The organism is Nocardia sp. NPDC050175 (assembly GCF_044459885.1).
GTDB lineage: Bacteria > Actinomycetota > Actinomycetes > Mycobacteriales > Mycobacteriaceae > Nocardia.
Window position 1 is genome coordinate 552,745 of the sequence record NZ_JBITJI010000002.1, and the last position, 20,738, is coordinate 573,482.

Here is a 20,738-nt window from a genome sequence, read left to right on the forward strand (position 1 = left end):
GGCACCGTAGGTGTGATGCGAAACGCATCCGAATGCCTGTTGATGCCCCGTGATGCACGTCATACGCCGTCGTTGGCGTTCGGCGACCACTGTCGAGTGTATTGCCTCGGCCCGCAGCTAGGGGTCTATCGCTACGGGCCGAGGAGTGTTAGCCCGGCGTGCTGTACTGCACACGCCGAGACGAATTGCATGGGCCGCCCCGCTCAGCGCTTCCCGCCGAACAGGCCGCCGAGCACGTTCCCCAGCGCGCCACCGGCGTTCTTGGCCAGCGCCTCGCCGATCGCGCCGCCGATGCCGCCGCTCTTGCTGCTGCCGCCGAGCAGTCCGCCGAGCACGTCGCCGATGCCGCCGTTGCCCGCCTGCGGCTGGGTCTGCGGCGCGGCGTTGCCGCCGCCACCGGTCAGCTGCTTGGCCAGGTAGGCGAGCACGATCGGCGCGAGGATGGGCATCAGCTTGGCGATCAGGTCGTTGCCGCCGGTGCCCTCGGTCGCGCCGAGGGTGCTGATCACTGTGTTCTGCTCTGCGCCGAAGACGTTCTGCACGATCTTCGAGCCGTCGGCCACGTCGACCTTGTCGATGTCGACCTGACCCTCGCCCTCGACCAGGTCGCCGTGGTTGTCCAGCGCGCCGACCAGCGAGGCCGCGCCTTCCGGCTTCGTCGCGTTCGCCTGCAGCCCGCCGAGGAGAGTGGGCAGTGCCGCCTTGACCGCGTTCGTCGCGGTGCTCTCGTCGACGCCGAGCTTCGCGGCGATCTGGGAGATGGGTACCTGGGAGAGCAAATCATCGAAGGAAGTCATCAGCTCCGCCTTGTCGAGGGATGACCCGGGATCGCCCGTGTCGCGCTCACAGTAGGGGAATGCCCGGATGGAGTGTGGTCTTTCGAACCCGCGCGCCGAGGCGCGTTGTCAGTATGGACCTGACGATGGAGCCCGCGACAGCGCTTGTGAAACGAGAGCGGGCGCCCGGTAGGACCGGGCGCCCGATGAGTGCCCCCAGTAGGGCTCGAACCTACGACCTGCGGATTAAAAGTCCGTAGCTCTACCAACTGAGCTATAGGGGCGCGGTGGGCCAGTGTAGTGGGCGCGGCGCGATGGCCCAAATGGGGGAGTGGGACGTGTCGAGGGGCCGCGGCGGCTCGGAGCGCGGGCGTCGGCGGATAGTGGCAATCTGACGCCGAGACTTGTTGTCGCGCCTAGTAACGCGGGATGTGTGGCACACGATCTTGCCGGTAAACATTTGGTACCCAACTTTGTTCATTGTGCCGAGAATTGGCTACCATCCAATCATGTTGGCTAGCAATGTCTTTGGATTTGCGGGGGGTGAGGGTCCTGAGCTCGGGTGTACCGGCGGGCGGGGTGAGCGGGCAGGCATGCTGCCGCCGTCGGGTGTTCCGGGCGGCCGGTCTCCTCGGATGAACGTTGCTGGGACGCTGTCGAATTGGGGGAACGGGTACACGGCGAAGGTTGGTTGCGCAATGTTTGCTGTAACAGTAAACCGGGCCGGTCAGTTACCTGACTCGTCGGTTTGCCGCGTGTCGGATGGGGTTTCCGGGTACGGTGACGACTTGATGAATTCCGGAAGAATCGCCTACTCGTCCGGCGATTCGGAATTCGGCTTATCGTTGATGTGCCCGAACGTGTCGCGAGCGGTCCGGCCGATCGTGGCTTCCCTGAAGACAACGCCGCAGGAGGCAGATCCGAGACGAAGAAATACCCGGGTGCGCACCCCCTGCGGCGCACCCGGGCAGGAAAACTATACCAGCTGGTGTGTTTCAGGTTTTTCGCAAGTTTTCGTACCGAAAGTTTGAAACTGGGCGAAAACCCGGTTTGAAGTATTGATAAAACTCATAACTTCGCGCCAAGGGCCCGTTCCTTTGGGGGTGGCTGTTTGGCGGCGAGTAGGCTTCGGAGGCGTTTCGAGCATGGCACGGCAGCAAGAGCGGGCCCGCCGGACACGTGCGGCGATTATCAGGTCCGCCGCCGTTGAGTTCGGGAAGAGCGGCTATGCCGCTGCATCGCTCAACCGCATATTGGAAGGGTCGCGTGCCACCAAGGGCGCCATGTACTTCCATTTCGATTCCAAGGAAGATCTAGCGCGCGCCGTACTGGAGACGGCGGTCGAACGCTATCGCGCATCGGCCGAGCGTTGGCTCGGCCGAACGGATCTCGGACCACTGGACGTCATGCACGGCATGATCGACGAGATGGCATTACGGCTCGAACACGACATCATCGTGCAGGCCGAATACCGGTTGATCATCGAACCCGACTTCTATCGGGACGTGCAAACCGGTGGCGGACGAATACTCGGGCGGGCCACCCGCGCGCTCACCGTCCGCGCCATCGACCAGGGACAGCTGCGCCCCGACGCGGACGCCGACCGGTTCACCCGCACGCTGACCGCCGCGCTGGCCGGCCAGCGCTACATGGTCGACGCACACGCCACCGGCACAGGCATCGATCTGCGCGCCCGCTTCGAGGAAGCGCTCGAGGTGATCGTCGAATCCATGTCCACCCCCGAGTGGGCCGAGAAGTTCCGCAACGACGGCTGGCGCACCCACGCACGCCTCGAAGAGCTCAGTTTGGGACTCTGAACAGCCGATTTGGGAATCGAGTCCGGTCTGTCATAAGCTAACCGGGCTCCCAACGGACAGCCGTTGAAGCCGGTTCCGGAGAAATCCGGAGGCGAGCCCCCTTCGTCTAGCGGCCTAGGACGCCGCCCTTTCAAGGCGGTAGCGCGGGTTCGAATCCCGTAGGGGGTACGGTCTTCGGACCGTTGGAAGCACGCAAGGCCCTGTGGCGCAGTTGGTTAGCGCGCCGCCCTGTCACGGCGGAGGTCGCGGGTTCGAGTCCCGTCAGGGTCGCAAAAGAGGCGCCGGAGCAATCCGGCGTTTCGCGTATGGCATTCAACTCGGGTGCCTGCGGCCAGGTAGCTCAGTTGGTACGAGCGTCCGCCTGAAAAGCGGAAGGTCGCCGGTTCGATCCCGGCCCTGGCCACGAAACTTGTAGGCGAGCCCTGCACGCAAAATGCGCGTGCAGGGCTCGTTTCGTTCGTTTCTTGTGGGGGTGCAACCCCCACACCCCGCCCGGCGGGCTTCCCCCCCCGGACCCCTCTGGGGTACGCAAACTCCGCCGTAGTTCGCTTGGTCGAGGTTCGCCCCCGGACCCCTTCCCTGTATGCAACCTGTGGCCCACCACCTCTCGATCCTGCGCGGCTGCATGGCGGGCAGGTTGGTTGGGGGCAGGATTGTGGCCATGCCTGAGCCCATGACCAGTGCCTTGATCGATGAGATCCTCGCCGAACACCGCGAGGATTGGTCGTGTGGGGATGAGGAGGGGTGGGCAGGGTATCGGAATCACGCGCAGCGGGTGTTTCTGTTCGCTCGAGAGCTGACGGCTCCGGGGGCTGAGGTCGAAGAGCGGATTGCTATCGCCGCGGCGTTCCATGACATCGCCGCGCTCCGAACTGTGGACTACCTCGATCTGGACCTGGAGCCGATGCAAGTCTGGCTGGCTGCTTACGGTCGTCCGGAGTGGTATCGCGACATTGCGCTGGCGATGACTTTGCATCACAGAATCCGGCCCTACCGTGGTGAGGCCGCATGGCTCGTCGAAGGTATCCGCCGCGCGGACTGGATCGAATGCTCTGCGGGCCGTCTGCGCTCCGGCCTCTCCCGTGACCTTGTCCAGCGGGCTCAGCGGGCTTTGCCGATGCGGAAGTTTGCCATCGACAGTGGGAAAAAGATCGTGTGGCATGCCGTGACCCATCCGGGGAATCCGCTTCCCTTCTGGCGTTCTGGTCCCACTCTCCGGCGTATGGGTCTGGTCGAGCCCTGACCTGACAACGTGGCAAGCCACCACTTACCCGGCGGCTGGCATGTTGTGGCCTTGAATATGCCTTGACAGTTATATAACTGAGGTGGAATTATCGAGTGGGTGACCACGGCTAGCGTTTTTCAGGTGTTGGGGGAGCCGAGCAGGTTGGCGATTCTCGAGGTTTTGCGGGAGGGGGAGCGGCCTGTTGGGGAGTTGGTGGGGCGGTTGGGGATTAGTCAGCCTGCGGTCTCCAAGCATCTGCGGGTGCTGAAGGAGGCGGGGCTGGTTGAGGTTCGGGTTGATGCGCAGCGGCGGCTGTATCGGATTCGGACGGAACCGCTTGTGGAGGTTGACGATTGGTTGGCGCCGTATCGCGAGCTGTGGAACACGCATCTCGATCTATTGGCAGAACATCTCGAGCGACGGAGGCAGGAATGACTCAGGCAGAGCTTCGTACCGATGGGGCGCGGCCGGCGGTGCGGCTGGAACGGGAGTTGGTGGATCCGCCTGCGGTGGTGTGGCGGGCCATTACCGAGCGGGAGCAGCTGCGGGCTTGGTTCCCTTGTGATGTAGACGTTGCGGGTGGCGTGTGGGAGGTGGGGGCGGCGATCGCTTTCCGCTTCGGGGAAGAGATGAGCGATATGACGCTCACCGGGGAGGTGTTCGTCGTCGACGAGCCGAAGGTGCTGGTGTTCAGTTGGGGTGAGGAGCGGTTGCGGTTCGAGTTGGCGCCGCACGGCAGCGGGACCCACCTCGTCTTGATCGACGAGTTGCCCGCCGACGCCGCAGCCCGCAACGCCGCGGGGTGGGACGAATGCCTCGACCGCCTCGCCGGCCTCGAACCCGGCGACTGGAAGGCCCGCTTCGACACTTACGCCGCAACCTTCGAACCCCTCGTCGGCCCCCAATCCGGCCCACCCACGGCCTGATCCGCCCCTAACGGGACGTGACGGCGGCAGCGTGCAAGGTAGCGCTGGCGTCACGTCCCGTTCGCGTCAGGAGCGTGTCGGCCTACCCCGATAGGGACGTCGGCCGTTCTGTGTTCGCGGCGTGTGTGGCGCACGGCTGCGGGGAATCGCGAGTGGCGTGCCGCACGCCCGGCCGATGATCTTGGAAATGGGGTTGTGGGGGCGGCTGCGGTGGAATGCTGGGGGCATGGCTGAGCGCTGGTACTACTGCTTGAAGCACAAGCGGGCCGAGAAAGGCCGGCAGTGCTGGTTCCAGGATCGGATGGGGCCGTATCCGGATCAGGCGACCGCGGAACGGGCATTGGAGATCGTCAAGGCGCGCAATGCGCAGGCCGACGCGGGGGACGCGGATTGATGCACGCCGGTAGTCCGGTGTGCGGCAAGTGATCTGACCGCGACGCTGCGCGCGAGACGGAAAACGCACGGCAAAACTGATCTTGTGACGTGCGACGATGCGCGCCCGATATCGGCGGCCAGGTAGATCCACTCAGGCCCTCTTCAGTTCGATCAAGTACGGTTTCTCCGAACTCAAACGAATGCTCTGTGGTCCTGACGTGGGCTGCGAGCTGGACCAGGATCAGCAGGGAGGGCGACCCTTGAGGGTTACCGTTGTTGTGCCGACCTACAACGAGCGGGAGAATCTGCCGGTTGCGGTGGAGCGGCTGACCGCGCTGCCGGTGCCCGACCTGCACGTGCTGGTGGTCGACGACAGTTCGCCGGACGGTACCGGTGACGTCGCCGACAAGCTGGCCGCGGAGCTGCCGAACGTGCTCGGCGTGCTGCACCGCACCGAGAAGGACGGCCTCGGGCGCGCCTACATCGCCGGGATCACCCGGGCGCTGGACGAAGGCGCCGACGTGGTGATCCAGATGGACGCCGACCTGTCGCACCCGGCCGAGGTGATTCCGGCCATGCTGGAGAAGCTGACGACCACCGACGCCGGTGTGGTGCTCGGCTCGCGCTACGTGCCGGGCGGCTCGACCGCCGACGAGTGGAAGTGGCACCGCAAGGCGCTGTCCGCGTGGGCCAACTTCTATGTGAACCTGATCCTGCGGCTCGGCGTGAAAGACGCCACGGCCGGGTTCAAGGCGTGGAAGGCGGACACGCTGCGCGCGATCGACGTCGCCTCGATCCGCAGCAACGGCTACTCGTTCCAGGTCGAGATGAACTACCGGACGGTCAAGAAGGGCATCGAGATCGCCGAGGTGCCGATCCGTTTCGAGGAGCGCACCCTGGGCGCGTCCAAGATGAGCCTGAAGGTGCAGCTGGAGTCGGCCCTGATGCCGTGGAAGCTGCTGTTCGGCCGCTCGGTCTAGTAGAGACATCAGCAGGGCCCCGCATCCGCAACGGATGTGGGGCCCTGCGTCGTTCGTGGGTTCAGTCGCCGGACAGTCCACGGCGCATCGCTTCCAGGCCGATGACGAGCACCGGTGCCAGCACCAGATGCATGACGGACAGCGCGACGGTGGTCGTGGTGTCGAAGTCCGCGGAAACCGTCAGGCCGATGGTCGCCACGGCGAGCACGCCGCCGACGATCTGGGCGACCCGCAGCACGCCGGCCCACCGGTAAGAGATCAGCGCGGCCAGCGTCAGGCCGACGAGCAGTGGCACCGCGGACGAGGAGATCACCGTGCCCACCCCGACCTGCGTGGTGGCACCGTTCTTGACGACCTCGAACGAGCCGCCCGCCGCCTTGCCGAGTAGCCAGACGACAAGGTTGACGGCGACGGCGACCGCGACGCTGCCGATGATCGCGATCGGGCGGTTGACGGCGGGGATCCGCAGGGTGGGCGTGGTGGTTTGGGCGATGGTCATGATGTTCTCCTCATCCGAAGCTGTGCTTGGTGCTGAGAACAATCTTGAAACCTGAACAATTCTTGAGGTCAAGCTGAGGCGCTGTGGGCTGTTTCACCAGGCAGACAACTGCCGCAATGGAATTCGGTGCGGCCCGCGGAGGTTCGCGCGAATCAGTCGGGCTTCGGCCAGTCCAGCAACGTGTCCAGATACAGCTGACGGACCCCGGCCACCTTGTCGTCCATATCGTTCGGATCCCAGCCGCTGACGTCGATGGGGTCGAGGATCGCGACATCCACGGTGCCCGGCCGCGCGACCATCGAGTTGCGCCAGCAGATTTCGCCCGCATTGCGGATCACGATGGGGATGACCGGCACACCCGCCTGGATGGCGATGTGGAACGCGCCCTTCTTGAACGGCCCGACCTCCGGGGTGTAGGAGCGGGTGCCCTCGGGGGCGACGGCGATCGACAGACCGCCGCGCAGCGTGTCGACCACCGGCGCGAGCGCGGCCTTGGCCTTGTCGGTGCTCGACCGATCGATGAAGGTCACGCCGACGAACCGCATCAACGGGCCGAAGATCGGGTTGCGGGTCAGCTCCTTCTTCCCGATGCCGGTCACCCCGCCGTGCAGCACCTCGGGGACGATGATGATGTCGAACTGGCTCTGATGGTTGAAGAGGAACACCGCGGGCCGCGGTGCGCGCGCGTTCGCGGCGCCGGTCACCCGAAGGTGCACGCCCGCGATGCTCAACGTGTTCCCCGCCGCGTGCTCCAGCAGGCCGTCGGCCATCTGCCGGTGGTCCCTCGTGGGCGACTTGGCCGCGACACCGTAGAACGCGCCGCCGAGCAGTCCGGCGAATCCCGCTGTGGTGCGGGCATAGTCGACCGGACGTGCGGCCTGGCGCGGCCGGAAGCGCAGCGTCGGCCAATCATGTTCGGCGGCAACGGTGGTGAGCTGTTCGTCGGGATTCACCGCCACCGGATGGCCGACCAGCGACAGCAGCGGCAGATCGGCGGTGCTGTCGGCGTAGGCGTAACTGCGCGCGAGATCGACGCCGTCGGCGGCGAATTCACGGACAGCCTCGGCCTTACCGTTGCGCCACAACGTCTTCCCGTCCGGGTATCCGGTGAGGATGCCGTCCTGGGCTGCCATCGGGGTGGTCAGCACGTGCTCGATGCCGAGCTCGGCCGCCGCCGGTGCCACCTGGAAGCGGGTCAGCGAGCTGGTCAGCACCACCGTGTGCCCGGCGGCCTGATGCGTCCGGATCAGTTGCCACGCTTCGGGATACAGGTGCCCATAGACCTTGCGCCGGAAGAGCCGTTCGCCGAGCGCATCCAGCTCGTCCTCGGTTTTGCCCGCGAGCACCTCGGTGAGCTGATTCAGGAACCGCCCGTACTCACCGTCGGTCGTGCCGTTGCGGATGCCGAGGCGCAGCACATCCTCGGTGCTGCGTCGCCGGAACAGGCGCCGAAACAGGCCCTGCCGCGGGAATCCGTCGACGACGGTACCGCCGAAGTCGAAGACCGCGGCGACCTCCGCCCCCTGCGGCCCGGAGCGGATCGCGGCGAGCGCACCGTCGAGCTCGGCACTCACCGCGTCTCCCGGTTGGACGGATCGAGCGCGGCCGCCTGCGAGATGCGGGCACCGATGGTGCGCAGCCGATCCGCGAATTCCACTCGGCGCTCGGTCAAGTCCGCCCTGCGCTTGGCCGAATCATGCGACACCCCTTCGAGCAGTCCATAGTTGTCGGCGAGTTTCAGTGCGCTGGTGAACAATTCGGTGGAGACCGATTCCGGGCTGTGCAGCCGCTGCTGCAGCATCATCTGCTTGCCGACCGCGACGCACTCCGCGATGAACTGCTTGCGGTCGAGCTCGGTCTCGGGATCGCGGGCGGCCAGCCGCTCGGCCACCACCAGCTGCGCGTCGAAGAACGAGCGAAGTACGCGGTGCGCCATCATGAATCCGGAGCCGGTCAGCTTGGCCATCACCGCGGAGCCGAGGGTGTTGTCCCTGGTGTGGCTGTGCCACTCGGGATCAAGCAGCAGCATCTCGGCCGTCATCTGTTCGGCGAACTCGGCCCGCTCGGGGAAGAAGAACTCGAACTTCAACAGGTCGCGCAGCTGGAACGCCTCGTCCCACCCGGTGGTCAGCTGGTCGGCGCCGTCGCTGTCCAGCGCGGCCAGGATGGACAGTTCGAGGATGGCGCGGTTGACGAACCAGTGCACCGCGCTGTTGCGGTAGAACGCGGCCTCGAGGTGCGCGCCTGCCTCGATCGAGTACACCGGTTCCAGCCCGCCCCGGTAGACCGTGACGACCTTGGCCAGCGAGAGTTGTTCCAGCACAACGGCGAGACCCTGATCGTCCTGCAGCGCGGCCAGCTCACCGTGCGGCAGATCACGCTTCTCGATATAGCCGAGCACCGGAGCGAGCACGGTGCGCACCTCGCCGAGGGTGAGGGCGCGCTCGTGCACGCCGAGCAGCGCGAGGGTGACCAGCGCATTGACCGTCACCGGCGTGACCGCGTTGATGCCGACGGCGATCTCGAACGCCAACCGCTGCACGGCTTTACGCTCCAGCTCGGCGATATCGGGTGCGTCCGGCGCGCCCTGCCCGGTCTCGGTGAGCCCGGCGGGCGCTGGTTCGGTGCGGTGCAGCGGGATGGTCAGCGGTGGCGTGGTGAGCGGATCGCCGTGCGCCGCGAGCCGGTCGCGAGCCGAAAGCGGTGCGCCGAACCGCACATACACGTGACCGGCCGAATGCTGTTGGCTCCGAACGTAACGCGCGAGCCAGGCGAGCCCCTCCGGCTTCTTCTTGCCGCCGACCTGCTCGGTCGAGATCGCGCCGAGCTCGTTGAGCCGCTCGTAGGTGATCGACACCGGCACCAGCATGACGTCCTCGACCCGGTCCGCACGTACCGCTGCGGCAAGGTAATTCAGCAGTCCGTAGCGCGGCGGGCGCAGCTTGCCGGTGCGCGAACGACCGCCCTCGAAGTACCACTCCAGGTTGAATCGCTTGGCCAGCAGGTAGGCGAAGTACTCCTCGACGACCGCCTTGTACACCTCGTCGTCGCCGAAACTGCGCCGGATGAACACGGTTCCGGTGCGCCGGGCGATCGGGCCCATCGGCCAGAAGCTGAGGTTCGCGCCGCCGATCACGTGGTTCGGCGGGAAGTCGTTGCGGGCCAGCACATCACCGAGCACGAACGCGTCGACGTAGGAGCGATGTGAGGGCAGGAAGACCAGCGGGTAGCGCCGGTTTAGGTCGCGCAGCGCGGCCAGCCCCGAATCGTCGGAGTCCACCTTCCACGTCGACGCGTGGATCGGCCGCATCGCCTGGGTGAACAGATCGGAGACCAATCTGCTTTGCGCGGCGACGAGTTCGTTCAACGCCTTCTCCGCGCGGCGGTACACCTCGTGCGGGCTGGCGCCGATCTGGTCGGCGATGAGTTCGAGCCTGCGCACGAAGTCGGGGGAGTCGAGGATCTCCTCGGCCACCAGCCTCGGCACCTTGTAGCGGTCGCCGATGATGGTGCGCTCGGCCCGCTCCAGCGCCACCACCGCGGCGCGCACGATGGCGCGGGCGAACGGCTCGGCCGTGCCCTTGGTGGCCAGCGCGGCGGCCTCCGGGTTGTTCGTGCGCAACTCGCTGAGCAGCGCGGGCTGCCCGGCGAGCACTACGTGCCGGTTCGGCTGGTCGGCCAGCTTGCGCTGCGCCAGCCGATTCGGTTTGCGCGGGTTGGTCAGCAATGCCATGTCGGCGAAGGTGATCCGGCGGACGCCGTCGCGCTCCGGCGGTCGCCAGAGCACCCGCAGCGGCACCACGAGCGGATCGTCGTGCCTGCCGACCAGCCGGCCCGCCACCGCGCCCGCGTCCAGATCCAACTGGGTGATCGGCGCGTCGGTGCCGAATTCCTTGGCGATCCCGCCCTCGGTCAACCAGGTGCCGATGAGTTCGCGCTCCACCGCGGAGGCCGCGTCGACCAACGCCACCACCGACCCCGGTGCCGACGCTCGCTCGGTATCCGCGGGCGTTGCGCCACGGTGCTCGATCATGACCTAGTCCCTCCGACTGACGATCTCCCCATTGAATCCCCTGAGACTGATTTCGCGCAGGCTGTTCCGCCTCTCCGTGAATTCAGGCCAGACCAGGGTGCCACGACAACCGCGTTGGCGGCCGGAGGTAAGAGCAGGATCTAGTTAGCCCGTCCCCGGCGAGTTACCCATGTCCTTGCGTAATCAGTTGTTGCGTCGCGGCAGAGATCCGGCGCTGTGCCCGTCAGTCGAATTACGCTGCGCATATGGATTGGGCCCTACGCGCGTGTGGCTGGCACGGCCACTACACCTACGCACCGGACGAGGCAGACCTGGCCGACCGGCTGCGTGTCGACACCGTGGCCGGGGTGGCCTGGCGCTGCCTGCGCTGCGGGACCTTCGTGCCCGGCGACCCGGTCGGGACCGGTCCGGCCGATCATGCGCCCGAGGTGCCGCGCGGGCGGCTGCTGCGGGATCGCTGGTTGATGCGGGCGCTGGCGATCGAGCGGTTGTTGCGCGGCTTGGTGCTGATCGGTGCGGCGTTCGGTGTGTTGAAGTTCCGGACGTCGCGGGAGACGATGCGGGCCGCGTTCGACCGGGATCTGCCGCTGCTGCGCCCGCTGGCCGACCAACTCGGCTGGGATGTCGATCGATCGAAGATCGTGCACCTGGTGGAACAGGCGTTCTCGCTGTCGAATACGACGCTGCTGTGGGTTGCGGTGGGCATCTTCGTTTACGCGGGGCTGCAGGGGATCGAGGCGCTCGGGCTGTGGCTGATGAAGCGCTGGGGCGAGTACTTCGCGGTCATCGCGACGAGTCTGTTTCTGCCGCTGGAGATCTACGAGTTGACCGAGAAGGTGACTGTGCTGCGGATCGGCGCGCTGCTGGTCAACATCGCCGCGGTGGTCTGGCTGCTCTATTCGAAGCGGCTGTTCGGGCTGCGCGGTGGCGCGGCCGCGTACCACGCCGAACACAGCGCGGAGAGTTTGCTGAGCGTCGAGCGTTCGGCCCTGGCGGTCCCGCCGAAGTGACCGTTCGATGGTCGTCCGGTGTGGTTGCGGGCACAGTCTCAATATAGTCAGGTAATGCTAACCTTACCTCCAAAGTTAGGCCAGATTTGACCTTTGGAGGATCGTTGTCGACCACGGACGAACGCTTGCGGGTGGAGTATGTGACCGATCCGGCGGCAGCGATGTCCCGGCTGGCGGGGGCCGATCGGTTCGGTGAGTACGTGATGTACGAGCGGCCGGGCGAGTGGGTATTCGCGGCCGATCCGATCGGCGGCATCGAGCTGGATGTCGAGGAGTTGCGGGTCAGCTGGGCCGGGCAGACCACCGCCACCCGATGGCAGGGCCGCCCGGCGAGCGTGGTCGATCAGGCGCTGCGCCAGCTGCCGCTCGACGGCCGGAATGCCTACGGCTGGCTCGGTTTCGAGTTCTGCGCGTGGGTGTACGAGGCGACCGAGCACCTGGACCCGCGGACCACCCTGGCGCAGTTGATGATTCCGCGCATCGAGGTGCGGATCGGCGAGTACGGGATCCGGGTGTCCGGCGCCACCCCCGCGGAGACCGGCGACATCCACGACCTCATCACCGCGTCGCAGGAAACCGAACTGCCGCAGCCGCATCCGGCGGATGTGCGGCTCGATCCGACCGGCTACACGTCCCGGGTGGCCGAAGCGGTGGGCGAGATCCAGGCGAACCAGTATCAGAAGGTCATCCTGTCCCGGAAGGTCGATCTGCCCTTCGTGGTCGACATTCCGGCGACCTATCGGCTCGGGCGCGCGCACAACACCCCGGCGCGGTCGTTCCTGCTGCGGCTCGGCGGGCTCGAAGCCGCCGGGTTCAGCCCGGAGCTGGTCGCCTCGATCGACGAGAACCGGATCGTGACCACCGAACCGGTCGCGGGCACCCGGGCCTTCGGTCGCGGCGCGGACCTCGACGCGGCGGCGCGCGCCGACCTGCTCGCCGACCCCAAAGAGATCGTGGAGCACGCGATTTCGGTACAGACCTCGTTCGCCGAGATCACCTCGGTGGCCGACGCGGGCACCGTCGCGGTCACCGACTTCATGGCGGTGCGCGAGCGCGGCAGCGTGCAGCACATCGCCTCCACCGTGCGCGGCACGCTGGCCGCAGGCCAGTCCAGCTGGGACGCGCTCGAGGTGCTGTTCCCCTCGGTCACGGCGTCCGGTATTCCGAAGCGGGCGGGCATCGATTCGGTGTTCCGGCTCGATCTCGACCCGCGCGGGTTGTACTCCGGTGCGGTGGTAACGGTTTCGCCGACCGGCGCGCTGGAGGCGACGCTGGTGCTGCGTGCGATCTATCAGACGACCGAGGGGGCCTGGCTGCGCGCCGGTGCGGGCATCGTCGCGCAGTCCCGGCCGGAGCGGGAATTCGAGGAGACCTGCGAAAAGCTCGGCAGCATCGCGCCTTACGTGGTGCGGGCGCAGTAGCGGCTTGCCGGAAACGATGGGCAGCGCATCGAAAGATGCGCTGCCCATCGTCATTCCCACGATCAGCCGCTAGCTTTCTACGGCTCGCAGCGCCTTCTTGTCGATCTTTCCGACGGCCGTGATCGGTAGCCGGTCCGCTCGGCGCAGCACATCGGGGAGCTTGTACGTCGCGAGGCCGCGGGCCGTGAGGAAGGTCTTGATCTCGGCCAGCGTCGGCATCTCGTCATCGACAACCAGTACGGCGCAGACTCTTTCGCCGAGCGTTGCGTCGGGCAGGCCGACGGCGGCCGCGTGCCGGACGGCCGGGTGGGCGAGCAGATGCTCCTCCAGCTCGTCGCACGAGACGTTCTCGCCGCCACGGTTGATGACGTCCTTGATCCGGCCGGACACCACCAGGTGTCCGCTCGGCAGCCTGCGCACCAGATCGCCACTGCGATAGTAGCCGTCGGGGGTGAAGGCGCGGGCGTTGTGTTCGGGGGCGCGGTAGTAGCCGCGAATGGTGTACGGGCCCTTGGTGAGCAGCTCGCCCTCCGCACCCGGCGCGACGTCGTTGCCGTCCGCGTCCACCACCCGGATCTCGTCGGCGGGGGACAGTGCCCGGCCCTGTGTCGTGTGCAGCAGTTCGACCGCATCGTCGAGCCGGGTGTAGTTGAGCAGCCCCTCGGCCATGCCGAATACCTGCTGCAGGGTGGCACCGAGCGCGGGTGTCACCTCGCGGGCATTGACCTCGGCCAACCGGGCGCCGCCGACCTGGAGCAGCCGCAGCGAGCTCAGCTCGGCCTCCTCCCATTCGGTTGCGGCACACCAGAGCTGGGCCAGCGGCGGCACGACGGCGGTGACCGTGACCTGATGCCGCTCGATGACGGCGAAGGCGCTCTCCGGACTGGGATCGGTGACGAAGGCGACCGCGCCGCCGACGCTCACGGTGCCGAGGATGCCCGGGCAGGCCAGCGGAAAGTTGTGTGCCGCAGGCAAGGTCGCGAGATAGACGTCGTCCTCGGTGAGCGCGCAGACTTCGGCACTCGCGGTGGCGTTGTAGACGTAGTCGTCGTGTGTGCGGGCGATCAGCTTCGGCAGACCCGTGGTGCCGCCGGACACCAGCATCAGCGCGATATCGCTCGGGTCGATCGTCGGCAGCGAATCACCCTCGCGTGGTATCGAATTCAAGTCGGAACCGATGGTGGCCTCGCCGAGCACCAGCACGTGCCGCAGCGACGGCACCGCCTCCTGCACGGTGGCGGCCAGTTCCCGATAGTCGAAATCGCCGAGCCGGTCGACGACGATGTAGCCGACGGCCTCGGAAAGCGCCGCCAGATGCTCGATTTCGGCCCGCCGGTGCGCGGGCAGCGTCAGCACCGGAATGATCCCCGCCCGCAGCAACCCGAACAGCACGGTCAGGAACTCCGGCACATTCGGCAACTGCACCACCACCCGATCGCCGGGCGCGATCCCGAGCGCGAGCAGCCCGTGCGCCATCCGATCGGCCTCCGCGTCCAACCAGGCATAACTGCGCGCGCCCTCGGCGTCGAGCAGTGCGGTCCGGTGTGGATGCCGCCGCGCCGTCTCCCGCAGCAGATCGCCCAGGTCACGCCCGGCCCAATACCCGGCCGCCCGATACTCCGCACCGACCTCGGTGGGGAAGGGCACATAACCATCGCGATGCGGAGTGGATGTCGAAGTCACGGTCTACCTCACGGCTAACCCGAGCGTTGCTCGGTGAATATAGGTAAGGCAACCCTATCTCAATGGCGGGCGATGAATCGAGCAGTTCCGATCCGGGGGCAGGCGATCTCCGGCCGTCTCGGCTCGGTGGCCGACCGCGTATCCGGAGGTTGCGGCGATGATCGACGACGGGCGCTCACCCAGGTGTGACGTGGCGTCTCGGTTTAAACTCCCCGACATGAGCAGGTGGGATACCTCGAATGTGCCCGATCAGACCGGCCGCACGTTCATTGTGACCGGCGCGAACAGCGGGTTGGGGGCGGCCACCGTGCGGGCGCTGGCCGGGGCCGGGGCGAACGTCGTGCTCGCGTGCCGGAACGTGGCCAAGGCGGAGCAGGTGGCCGCGCCGCTGGGGGATCGCGCGGTGGTGCGGCAGCTGGACCTGGCGGATCTGGCGTCGGTGCGGGCGTTCGCCGAGGCGACCGATCGGGCCGATGTGCTGATCAACAATGCCGGGGTGATGGCGCTGCCGGAGCTGCGGACCGCCGACGGATTCGAAATGCAGGTCGGCACAAACCATCTCGGACACTTCGCGCTCACCGGACTGCTGCTGGACAAGATTTCGGAGCGGATCGTCACGGTCGGCAGCGGGGCGCACATCATCGGGAAGATCGACCTGGACGATCTCAACTGGGAACACCGTAAGTATCAGCGCTGGCCGGCCTACGGACAGGCCAAGCTGGCCAACCTGATGTTCGCCCGCGAGCTGCACCGCAGGCTCACCGCGGCGGGCTCACCGAAGATCTCGGTCGCCGCGCATCCCGGTTACGCCGCGACCGAACTGATGTCGCATACCGAGTCGATCCAGGACGCGGTGATGTGGCTCGGCAATCTGCTGCTCGCACAGAGCGCCGAGATGGGCGCGCTGCCAACGCTTTACGCCGCGACGACGGACGTAAAGCCCGGCGGCTACTACGGGCCGACCGGCTTCCGTGGCCTGCGCGGCTACCCCGGCCGCTCCGGCTCGTCGAAGGCGTCGCACGACGAGGCCGTCGCCCGCGGCCTGTGGGAGCTGTCGGAGAAATTGACCGGCGTCACTTACGATTTCGCGCAGTGATCAACAGCTGGTAGCTGTCGGACATTACTTGCGCCTGGGGATGCCGCGCGTGGACACGCCGCGCTCTGAGCTGGGACGATGAACCGAAATGAGGAGTGACTCAGGTCACCGACCCCATCGATGTCACACATCGCCGACCCGTGTCGTCCTCTCTGTGAAGACGCAGCACAACCACGAAGGAAGGCAACATCATGGACGCCCGCATCAACCTCTTCGGCAACCAGGTCGCCGGCAGCTTCATCAAGCGACTCAACAACGCGGCCCGGATCGTCAGCGACTCCACCCTGCCCGCCGCCACCCACGAGCTGGTCAAGATCCGGGCCAGCCAGATCAACGGCTGCGGCTACTGCACCGACATGCACACCAAGGACGCCGCGCACAACGGTGAGACCTCGGTGCGGATCAACCTGGTCGCCGCCTGGCGCGAGGCCACCGTATTCACCGAGGCCGAGCGGGCCGCGCTCGCGCTGACCGAGGAGGCCACCCGGATCGCCGACAGCCACGGCGTCAGCGACGAGGTGTGGCAGGACGTGCGCAAGCACTACGACGACGACCAGATCGCCGCGCTGATCTCCGCCATCGCGATGATCAACGCCTGGAACCGGTTGAACGTGATCGCGCGCACCCCGGCCGGCGACTACCAGCCCGGCCAGTGGGGCTGAGCTCGAGCTGCCGTCAGAACGCCACGCCGGGTGACCGACGTGGCGTTCTCGTTGCGTGAGATGCCGAACGAATCACCCCTGTGGCATGCGGCACGGTCGATTCATCCATCGATCCGTGCCTGGTACAGTCCCTGACGTGCAGCGCGTGTATTTCTGGTTTAGCAAGCCGGCCCCGGGTGGGCTGGTCTGCGGCAACCACTTGCGCTGACGACATTCCACCCCGAGCCGGAAGACCGGCTCGACGGGGTTTCGCGTCCGTGGGTCGGCCGAAGAAAAGGAACCCACACATGACTACCGCTGTTGACGTCGATCCACGGCATTCCGATCTGGACGACCAACGCACTTTGAGCGTGAGCCCCTTGCGCTCGCCCGCCGAAGTCCGCCAGGTGCACCAGATCACCGACGACCTCGCGAACACGGTCCGCAAGGGCCGCGCGGCGACCGTCGACGTGCTGAACGGTGTGGACGACCGACTGATGGTGATCGTCGGCCCGTGCTCGGTGCACGATCCCGCCGCCGCCCTCGACTACGCGCGACGCCTGGCCGCCAAGGCCGCCGAGCTGGACGACCGGCTGCACGTGGTGATGCGGGTGTACTTCGAGAAGCCGCGCACCACCCTGGGCTGGAAGGGGCTGATCAACGATCCGCACCTGGACGGCTCCTTCGACGTGAACACCGGCCTCGGTTTCGGCCGCAAGCTGCTGGTCGACATCTCCGGGCTCGGCCTGCCGGTGGCGTGCGAGTTCCTCGACCCGATCACCCCGCAGTACATCGCCGACCTGGTCTCCTACGGCGCGATCGGTGCCCGCACCGCGGCGAGCCAGGTGCACCGCCAGCTGAGCAGCGCCCTGTCCATGCCGGTCGGCATCAAGAACGGCACCGACGGCGACGTGCAGGTGGCCGTCGACGGCGTCCGCGCCGCCGGGGCCAGCCATGTGTTCCCCGGTACCGACCTGGACGGGCGCGCCGCGCTGATCCGCACCACCGGCAACCCCGACTGCCACGTCATCCTGCGCGGCGGCACCTCCGGCACGAACTACGACGCGGCGTCGGTCGCCGAGGCCTGCGTGCGGCTGGAAAAGGCCGGGCTGCCACAGCGTTTGGTGGTCGATGCCAGCCACGGCAACAGCAACAAGGACCACAACAAGCAGGTCGACGTGGTCACCGATATCGCGGGCCGACTGGCCGCGGGCGAACCCGGCGTGGTCGGCGTGATGCTGGAGAGCTTCCTCGTCGCCGGTCGGCAGGATCTCACCCTCGGGCACGCCGACGAGCTCACCTACGGCCAGTCCATCACCGATGCCTGCCTCGATTGGGACACCACCGCCTTGCAGCTCGATCGGCTGGCCGACGCGGTCGCGCGGCGCCGTAATCCCTGACTGCCGAGCGGGTTTCAGCTTCCCGCGCCATGGTCCGGGCGGGAAGCTGACCATCGGTTCGTCGTAAGGGCACCGGACCAGCAACTTTCAAGTGGACCGAGACGCGCCCGCGCCGGTCGGCGAGGATCGACAGCGTGATCGAAATGGCGGCAGTTCTCGGAGTTGCGGCCGTGGCGTTGGGATTGGTGCTGACGCCGGGGCCGAACATGATGTATTTGGTTTCTCGGACCGTGTCGCAGGGGCGACGCGCCGGGTTGGTCTCGCTGGGCGGTGTCGCGGCCGGGTTCGGGGTGTATCTGATCGCGGCCACCGTGGGGATCACGGCAGTGTTCGCGGTGGTGCCCGGGCTGTATCTGGCGGTGAAGCTGGCCGGTGCGGCCTATCTGCTGTGGCTGGCCTGGCAGGCGCTGCGGCCCGGCGGCACTTCGGTTTTCGAGCCGACGACCTTGCCGGAGGACCCGTCGCGAAAGCTTTTCATGATGGGGTTTCTGACGAACCTGCTCAATCCGAAGATCGCGATCCTCTACATGGCGCTGATCCCGCAGTTCGTGGCGCCCGAGCACGGGCAGGTCTGGTTGCAGAGCCTGGTGCTCGGCTCGGTGCAGATCGCGGTGGGGCTGAGCATCGACGCGATGATCGTGCTCGGCGCGGCAAGCATCTCGACGTTCCTCACCGGCCGGCCACTCTGGCTGCGGGTCCAGCGCTATTTCATGGGCACCATGCTCGGGACCATCGCGGTGCTCGTCGCGACCGACCGCGCGCGTCCCATGCCGGCCTGACGCAACGGGCCTGTCGGCGGTGTGCGCGCGGCGGGGTATGACACGGTGAGCGGCATGGTGGATTTCGGTGCGGCGGTGTCGGCCGCTCACTTCGGGTCGGCGGTCGAAGCGGTGCAGCATGTCGGGGAGTTGTTCGGGGTGTTCGCGTTCGCGAGTTCGGGCGCGCTGCTGGCCGTGCGGCGCGATTTCGACATCTTCGGCATCGTGGTGCTCGCCTGTGCCACCGCGCTCGGCGGCGGCATCATCCGGGACCTGCTGATCGGCCGCACGCCACCTGCGGCGTTCGTCGATCTGAGCTATCTGTGGACGGCCGTGCTCGCCGCCGCGGTGATCTTCTTCTGGCATCCGTCCCGGCGGCTGACCCGAGGCCCGCTCGAGGTCGCCGACGCCTTCGGGCTCGGATTGTTCTGCGTGACCGGGACGGTCATCGCCTACTCGCGTGGACTCGGCGCGCCGTCGGCGGCGCTGCTCGGCCTGGTCACCGCGATCGGCGGTGGCGTGATCCGGGACCTGCTCGGCGGGCAGACGCCGAATGTGCTTCGGCCCGAACAGATCTACGCGGTGCCCGCCCTGGTCGGCGCCGTCGCCACGGCGACGCTGCTGCACTTCGGCGTCTATCAGGCCTGGACCGGCGCGCTGGCCGCCCTCGGCGCGATCGCCTTCCGCCTGCTCGCGCTCCGCTTCGGCTGGCATGCGCCGCAAGCCCGTCGGTATCCGCGCATCAAGCCGCCGACCGATCCGACGCTCCCACATCCGTCCTGATCTCCCGCGACAGCGGGAGATCAGCGAACAGTGCTATCGCGCGCCGGACCGGAGCCTGCGCACGCCTTCGTCGAGCGTCTCGTCGCGCTTGCAGAAGGTGAAGCGCACCAGGTGGTTCCAGGCCGCGGCGTCGTCGGCGAAGACGCTGACCGGGACGGCGGCGACGCCGAGCCGCTTGGGCAGTTCCCGGCAGAACGCGAGGCCGTCGGTGGCGCCGAGCGGGGTGATGTCGCCACAGACGAAATAGCCGCCGGGACTGGACTTCACCCCGAAGCCGGTGTCGGCCAGTGCGGCGGCGAGTCGAAGCCGTCTGTCGGACAACGTATCCCGCAGTCCGGCCACCCATTCGAGCTCGTGGTTCAACGCGTGCGCGACCGCGGGCTGGAACGGACCACCCGCGACGAAGGTCAGGAACTGCTTGGCGGCGAGCACGCCGTCGATCAAGTCCGCCGGACCGCACGCCCAGCCGGTCTTCCAGCCGGTGACGCTGAATGTCTTTGCCGCACTGGACACCACGACGGTGCGCTCGGCCATGCCGGGCAGCGTGGCGAGGCTGATGTGCTCGGTGCCGTCGTAGACGAGGTGCTCGTAGACCTCATCGGTGAGCACCAGAATGTCGTGCTCACAGGCGATCTCGGCGATGGCCTGCAGATCCGCGCGGCCAAGCACGGTGCCGGTCGGGTTGTGCGGGGAATTGACGACCAGCATCCTGGTCGCCGGGGTGATCGCGGCGCGCAGGCTGTCCAGGTCGAGCACGAAGCGGTCGCCGTCGGCGACCAGTCGCGCGGTACGCCGCTGCGCGCCGGCCAAAGCGACTGCGGCGGAATAGGAGTCGTAGTACGGCTCGATCAGCACGACCTCCGAGCCCGGCTCGACCAGGCCGAGGATGGCGGCGGCGATCGCCTCGGTCGCCCCGACGGTGACCAACACCTGGGTGTCGGGGTCGTAGTGGGTGCCGTAGCGGCGGGCCCGGTCATCGGCGATGGCGCGGCGCAGCACCGGCATGCCGCGCCCGGGCGGGTACTGGTTGAGGCCGTCGGCGATGGCCTGCCTGGCGACCTCGAGCATGCCGGCGGGGCCGTCGGTGTCGGGGAAGCCCTGGCCTAAATTGACCGCGTCGAACCGAACGGCGAGTTCGGTCATCTCCGCGAAGATCGTGGAGGCGAAGGGACGCAGGCGAGCAACAGTCGCGGGTTGCGGAGGCATAGTCGGAGACTAGCCCAGGATTCTTTGTGAATCCGGCCACGTCGGAGGTCGTCGGATCCGTACCAGGTCTTCCTCGACACGTCGGGCACGAAGCGATGGGTTCTCCGGC

The 20,738-nt window shown here is 67.2% G+C and carries 19 protein-coding genes and 4 tRNA genes; 16 read left to right on the forward strand and 7 right to left on the reverse strand.

Annotated elements, in window-relative coordinates:
* Positions 1-203: 203 nt before the first annotated feature.
* On the reverse strand, positions 204-797 hold the full coding sequence (locus tag ACIBK2_RS08145; protein ID WP_379282175.1) for a DUF937 domain-containing protein: 594 nt from the start codon (positions 795-797) through the stop codon (positions 204-206).
* A gap of 190 nt (positions 798-987) precedes the next feature.
* Positions 988-1,060 (reverse strand) — tRNA-Lys (locus tag ACIBK2_RS08150).
* A gap of 861 nt (positions 1,061-1,921) precedes the next feature.
* On the opposite strand from ACIBK2_RS08150, the gene ACIBK2_RS08155 reads away from it, so the two are divergent.
* The 9 genes from ACIBK2_RS08155 to ACIBK2_RS08195 all read left to right on the forward strand — a co-directional run bounded on the left by ACIBK2_RS08155 (position 1,922) and on the right by ACIBK2_RS08195 (position 6,099).
* Positions 1,922-2,593 carry a TetR family transcriptional regulator gene (locus tag ACIBK2_RS08155; protein ID WP_396964948.1) on the forward strand — a complete coding sequence of 224 codons (672 nt, stop codon included), beginning with the start codon at positions 1,922-1,924 and terminating at the stop codon, positions 2,591-2,593.
* 95 nt (positions 2,594-2,688) lie between these two features.
* Positions 2,689-2,761 (forward strand) — tRNA-Glu (locus tag ACIBK2_RS08160).
* Positions 2,762-2,789: 28 nt separating this feature from the next.
* A tRNA-Asp gene (locus ACIBK2_RS08165) sits at positions 2,790-2,863 on the forward strand.
* 59 nt (positions 2,864-2,922) lie between these two features.
* Positions 2,923-2,996, forward strand: a tRNA-Phe gene (locus ACIBK2_RS08170).
* Positions 2,997-3,254: 258 nt separating this feature from the next.
* Positions 3,255-3,836 (forward strand): hypothetical protein, encoded by a 582-nt coding sequence (locus tag ACIBK2_RS08175; protein WP_396964950.1) that lies wholly within the window; start codon positions 3,255-3,257, stop codon positions 3,834-3,836.
* Between the two features lie 99 nt (positions 3,837-3,935).
* On the forward strand, positions 3,936-4,253 hold the full coding sequence (locus ACIBK2_RS08180; protein WP_396964952.1) for an ArsR/SmtB family transcription factor: 318 nt from the start codon (positions 3,936-3,938) through the stop codon (positions 4,251-4,253).
* Entirely contained in the window at positions 4,250-4,744 is a 495-nt protein-coding gene (locus ACIBK2_RS08185; RefSeq protein ID WP_396964954.1) for an SRPBCC domain-containing protein, read from the forward strand. Before ACIBK2_RS08180 ends, ACIBK2_RS08185 begins: the two co-directional genes overlap by 4 nt.
* Positions 4,745-4,970: 226 nt before the next feature.
* Complete coding sequence (locus tag ACIBK2_RS08190; protein WP_357379455.1) at positions 4,971-5,138, forward strand: hypothetical protein; 168 nt, start codon at positions 4,971-4,973, stop codon at positions 5,136-5,138.
* Between the two features lie 259 nt (positions 5,139-5,397).
* Entirely contained in the window at positions 5,398-6,099 is a 702-nt protein-coding gene (locus ACIBK2_RS08195) for a polyprenol monophosphomannose synthase (protein WP_396965874.1), read from the forward strand.
* Between the two features lie 61 nt (positions 6,100-6,160).
* Here the strand turns inward: ACIBK2_RS08195 and ACIBK2_RS08200 are convergent, their stop codons facing one another.
* The 3 genes from ACIBK2_RS08200 to ACIBK2_RS08210 all read right to left on the reverse strand — a co-directional run bounded on the left by ACIBK2_RS08200 (position 6,161) and on the right by ACIBK2_RS08210 (position 10,631).
* Positions 6,161-6,598: a DUF6069 family protein gene (locus ACIBK2_RS08200; protein WP_396964957.1), complete on the reverse strand. Its 438-nt coding sequence runs from the start codon at positions 6,596-6,598 to the stop codon at positions 6,161-6,163.
* 152 nt (positions 6,599-6,750) lie between these two features.
* Entirely contained in the window at positions 6,751-8,172 is a 1,422-nt protein-coding gene (locus tag ACIBK2_RS08205; RefSeq protein WP_396964959.1) for an HAD-IB family hydrolase, read from the reverse strand.
* The gene (locus tag ACIBK2_RS08210) at positions 8,169-10,631 is read right to left on the reverse strand and encodes a glycerol-3-phosphate 1-O-acyltransferase (RefSeq protein WP_396964961.1); all 2,463 of its coding nucleotides are present in this window, start codon (positions 10,629-10,631) and stop codon (positions 8,169-8,171) included. Before ACIBK2_RS08210 ends, ACIBK2_RS08205 begins: the two co-directional genes overlap by 4 nt.
* A gap of 245 nt (positions 10,632-10,876) precedes the next feature.
* On the opposite strand from ACIBK2_RS08210, the gene ACIBK2_RS08215 reads away from it, so the two are divergent.
* Positions 10,877-11,641: a DUF2127 domain-containing protein gene (locus ACIBK2_RS08215; RefSeq protein WP_396964963.1), complete on the forward strand. Its 765-nt coding sequence runs from the start codon at positions 10,877-10,879 to the stop codon at positions 11,639-11,641.
* Positions 11,642-11,745: 104 nt separating this feature from the next.
* Positions 11,746-13,062 carry a salicylate synthase gene (locus tag ACIBK2_RS08220; protein WP_396964965.1) on the forward strand — a complete coding sequence of 439 codons (1,317 nt, stop codon included), beginning with the start codon at positions 11,746-11,748 and terminating at the stop codon, positions 13,060-13,062.
* A 69-nt stretch (positions 13,063-13,131) separates the two neighbouring features.
* Here the strand turns inward: ACIBK2_RS08220 and ACIBK2_RS08225 are convergent, their stop codons facing one another.
* Positions 13,132-14,745, reverse strand: coding sequence for a (2,3-dihydroxybenzoyl)adenylate synthase (locus ACIBK2_RS08225; RefSeq protein ID WP_396964967.1), 1,614 nt, complete (start codon positions 14,743-14,745; stop codon positions 13,132-13,134).
* A gap of 217 nt (positions 14,746-14,962) precedes the next feature.
* Here ACIBK2_RS08225 and ACIBK2_RS08230 point away from each other — a divergent pair, with 217 nt between their 5' ends.
* The 5 genes from ACIBK2_RS08230 (at position 14,963) to ACIBK2_RS08250 (ending at position 19,423) form a co-directional block, all read left to right on the forward strand.
* Complete coding sequence (locus ACIBK2_RS08230) at positions 14,963-15,841, forward strand: oxidoreductase (RefSeq protein ID WP_396964969.1); 879 nt, start codon at positions 14,963-14,965, stop codon at positions 15,839-15,841.
* A 191-nt stretch (positions 15,842-16,032) separates the two neighbouring features.
* Positions 16,033-16,503 (forward strand): carboxymuconolactone decarboxylase family protein, encoded by a 471-nt coding sequence (locus tag ACIBK2_RS08235; RefSeq protein ID WP_379282335.1) that lies wholly within the window; start codon positions 16,033-16,035, stop codon positions 16,501-16,503.
* Between the two features lie 287 nt (positions 16,504-16,790).
* Positions 16,791-17,882: a 3-deoxy-7-phosphoheptulonate synthase gene (locus ACIBK2_RS08240; RefSeq protein WP_396964971.1), complete on the forward strand. Its 1,092-nt coding sequence runs from the start codon at positions 16,791-16,793 to the stop codon at positions 17,880-17,882.
* 134 nt (positions 17,883-18,016) lie between these two features.
* Entirely contained in the window at positions 18,017-18,661 is a 645-nt protein-coding gene (locus ACIBK2_RS08245) for a LysE family translocator (protein ID WP_396964973.1), read from the forward strand.
* 54 nt (positions 18,662-18,715) lie between these two features.
* On the forward strand, positions 18,716-19,423 hold the full coding sequence (locus ACIBK2_RS08250) for a trimeric intracellular cation channel family protein (RefSeq protein WP_396964975.1): 708 nt from the start codon (positions 18,716-18,718) through the stop codon (positions 19,421-19,423).
* Between the two features lie 33 nt (positions 19,424-19,456).
* On the opposite strand, the gene ACIBK2_RS08255 is transcribed toward ACIBK2_RS08250, so the two are convergent.
* Positions 19,457-20,629 (reverse strand): pyridoxal phosphate-dependent aminotransferase, encoded by a 1,173-nt coding sequence (locus ACIBK2_RS08255; protein WP_379282192.1) that lies wholly within the window; start codon positions 20,627-20,629, stop codon positions 19,457-19,459.
* Positions 20,630-20,738: the final 109 nt, after the last annotated feature.

Excerpts from the sequence above, each read along its gene's own strand:
- ACIBK2_RS08175 (WP_396964950.1), top strand. The coding sequence starts at position 3,255 with ATGCCTGAGCCCATGACCAGTGCCTTGATCGATGAGATCCTCGCCGAA.
- ACIBK2_RS08200 (WP_396964957.1), bottom strand. The coding sequence starts at position 6,598 with ATGACCATCGCCCAAACCACCACGCCCACCCTGCGGATCCCCGCCGTC.
- ACIBK2_RS08210 (WP_396964961.1), bottom strand. The coding sequence starts at position 10,631 with ATGATCGAGCACCGTGGCGCAACGCCCGCGGATACCGAGCGAGCGTCG.
- ACIBK2_RS08230 (WP_396964969.1), top strand. The coding sequence starts at position 14,963 with ATGAGCAGGTGGGATACCTCGAATGTGCCCGATCAGACCGGCCGCACG.
- ACIBK2_RS08250 (WP_396964975.1), top strand. The coding sequence starts at position 18,716 with ATGGTGGATTTCGGTGCGGCGGTGTCGGCCGCTCACTTCGGGTCGGCG.
- ACIBK2_RS08155 (WP_396964948.1), top strand. The coding sequence starts at position 1,922 with ATGGCACGGCAGCAAGAGCGGGCCCGCCGGACACGTGCGGCGATTATC.
- ACIBK2_RS08145 (WP_379282175.1), bottom strand. The coding sequence starts at position 797 with ATGACTTCCTTCGATGATTTGCTCTCCCAGGTACCCATCTCCCAGATC.
- ACIBK2_RS08255 (WP_379282192.1), bottom strand. The coding sequence starts at position 20,629 with ATGCCTCCGCAACCCGCGACTGTTGCTCGCCTGCGTCCCTTCGCCTCC.
- ACIBK2_RS08240 (WP_396964971.1), top strand. The coding sequence starts at position 16,791 with ATGACTACCGCTGTTGACGTCGATCCACGGCATTCCGATCTGGACGAC.
- ACIBK2_RS08235 (WP_379282335.1), top strand. The coding sequence starts at position 16,033 with ATGGACGCCCGCATCAACCTCTTCGGCAACCAGGTCGCCGGCAGCTTC.
- ACIBK2_RS08185 (WP_396964954.1), top strand. The coding sequence starts at position 4,250 with ATGACTCAGGCAGAGCTTCGTACCGATGGGGCGCGGCCGGCGGTGCGG.
- ACIBK2_RS08190 (WP_357379455.1), top strand. The coding sequence starts at position 4,971 with ATGGCTGAGCGCTGGTACTACTGCTTGAAGCACAAGCGGGCCGAGAAA.
- ACIBK2_RS08215 (WP_396964963.1), top strand. The coding sequence starts at position 10,877 with ATGGATTGGGCCCTACGCGCGTGTGGCTGGCACGGCCACTACACCTAC.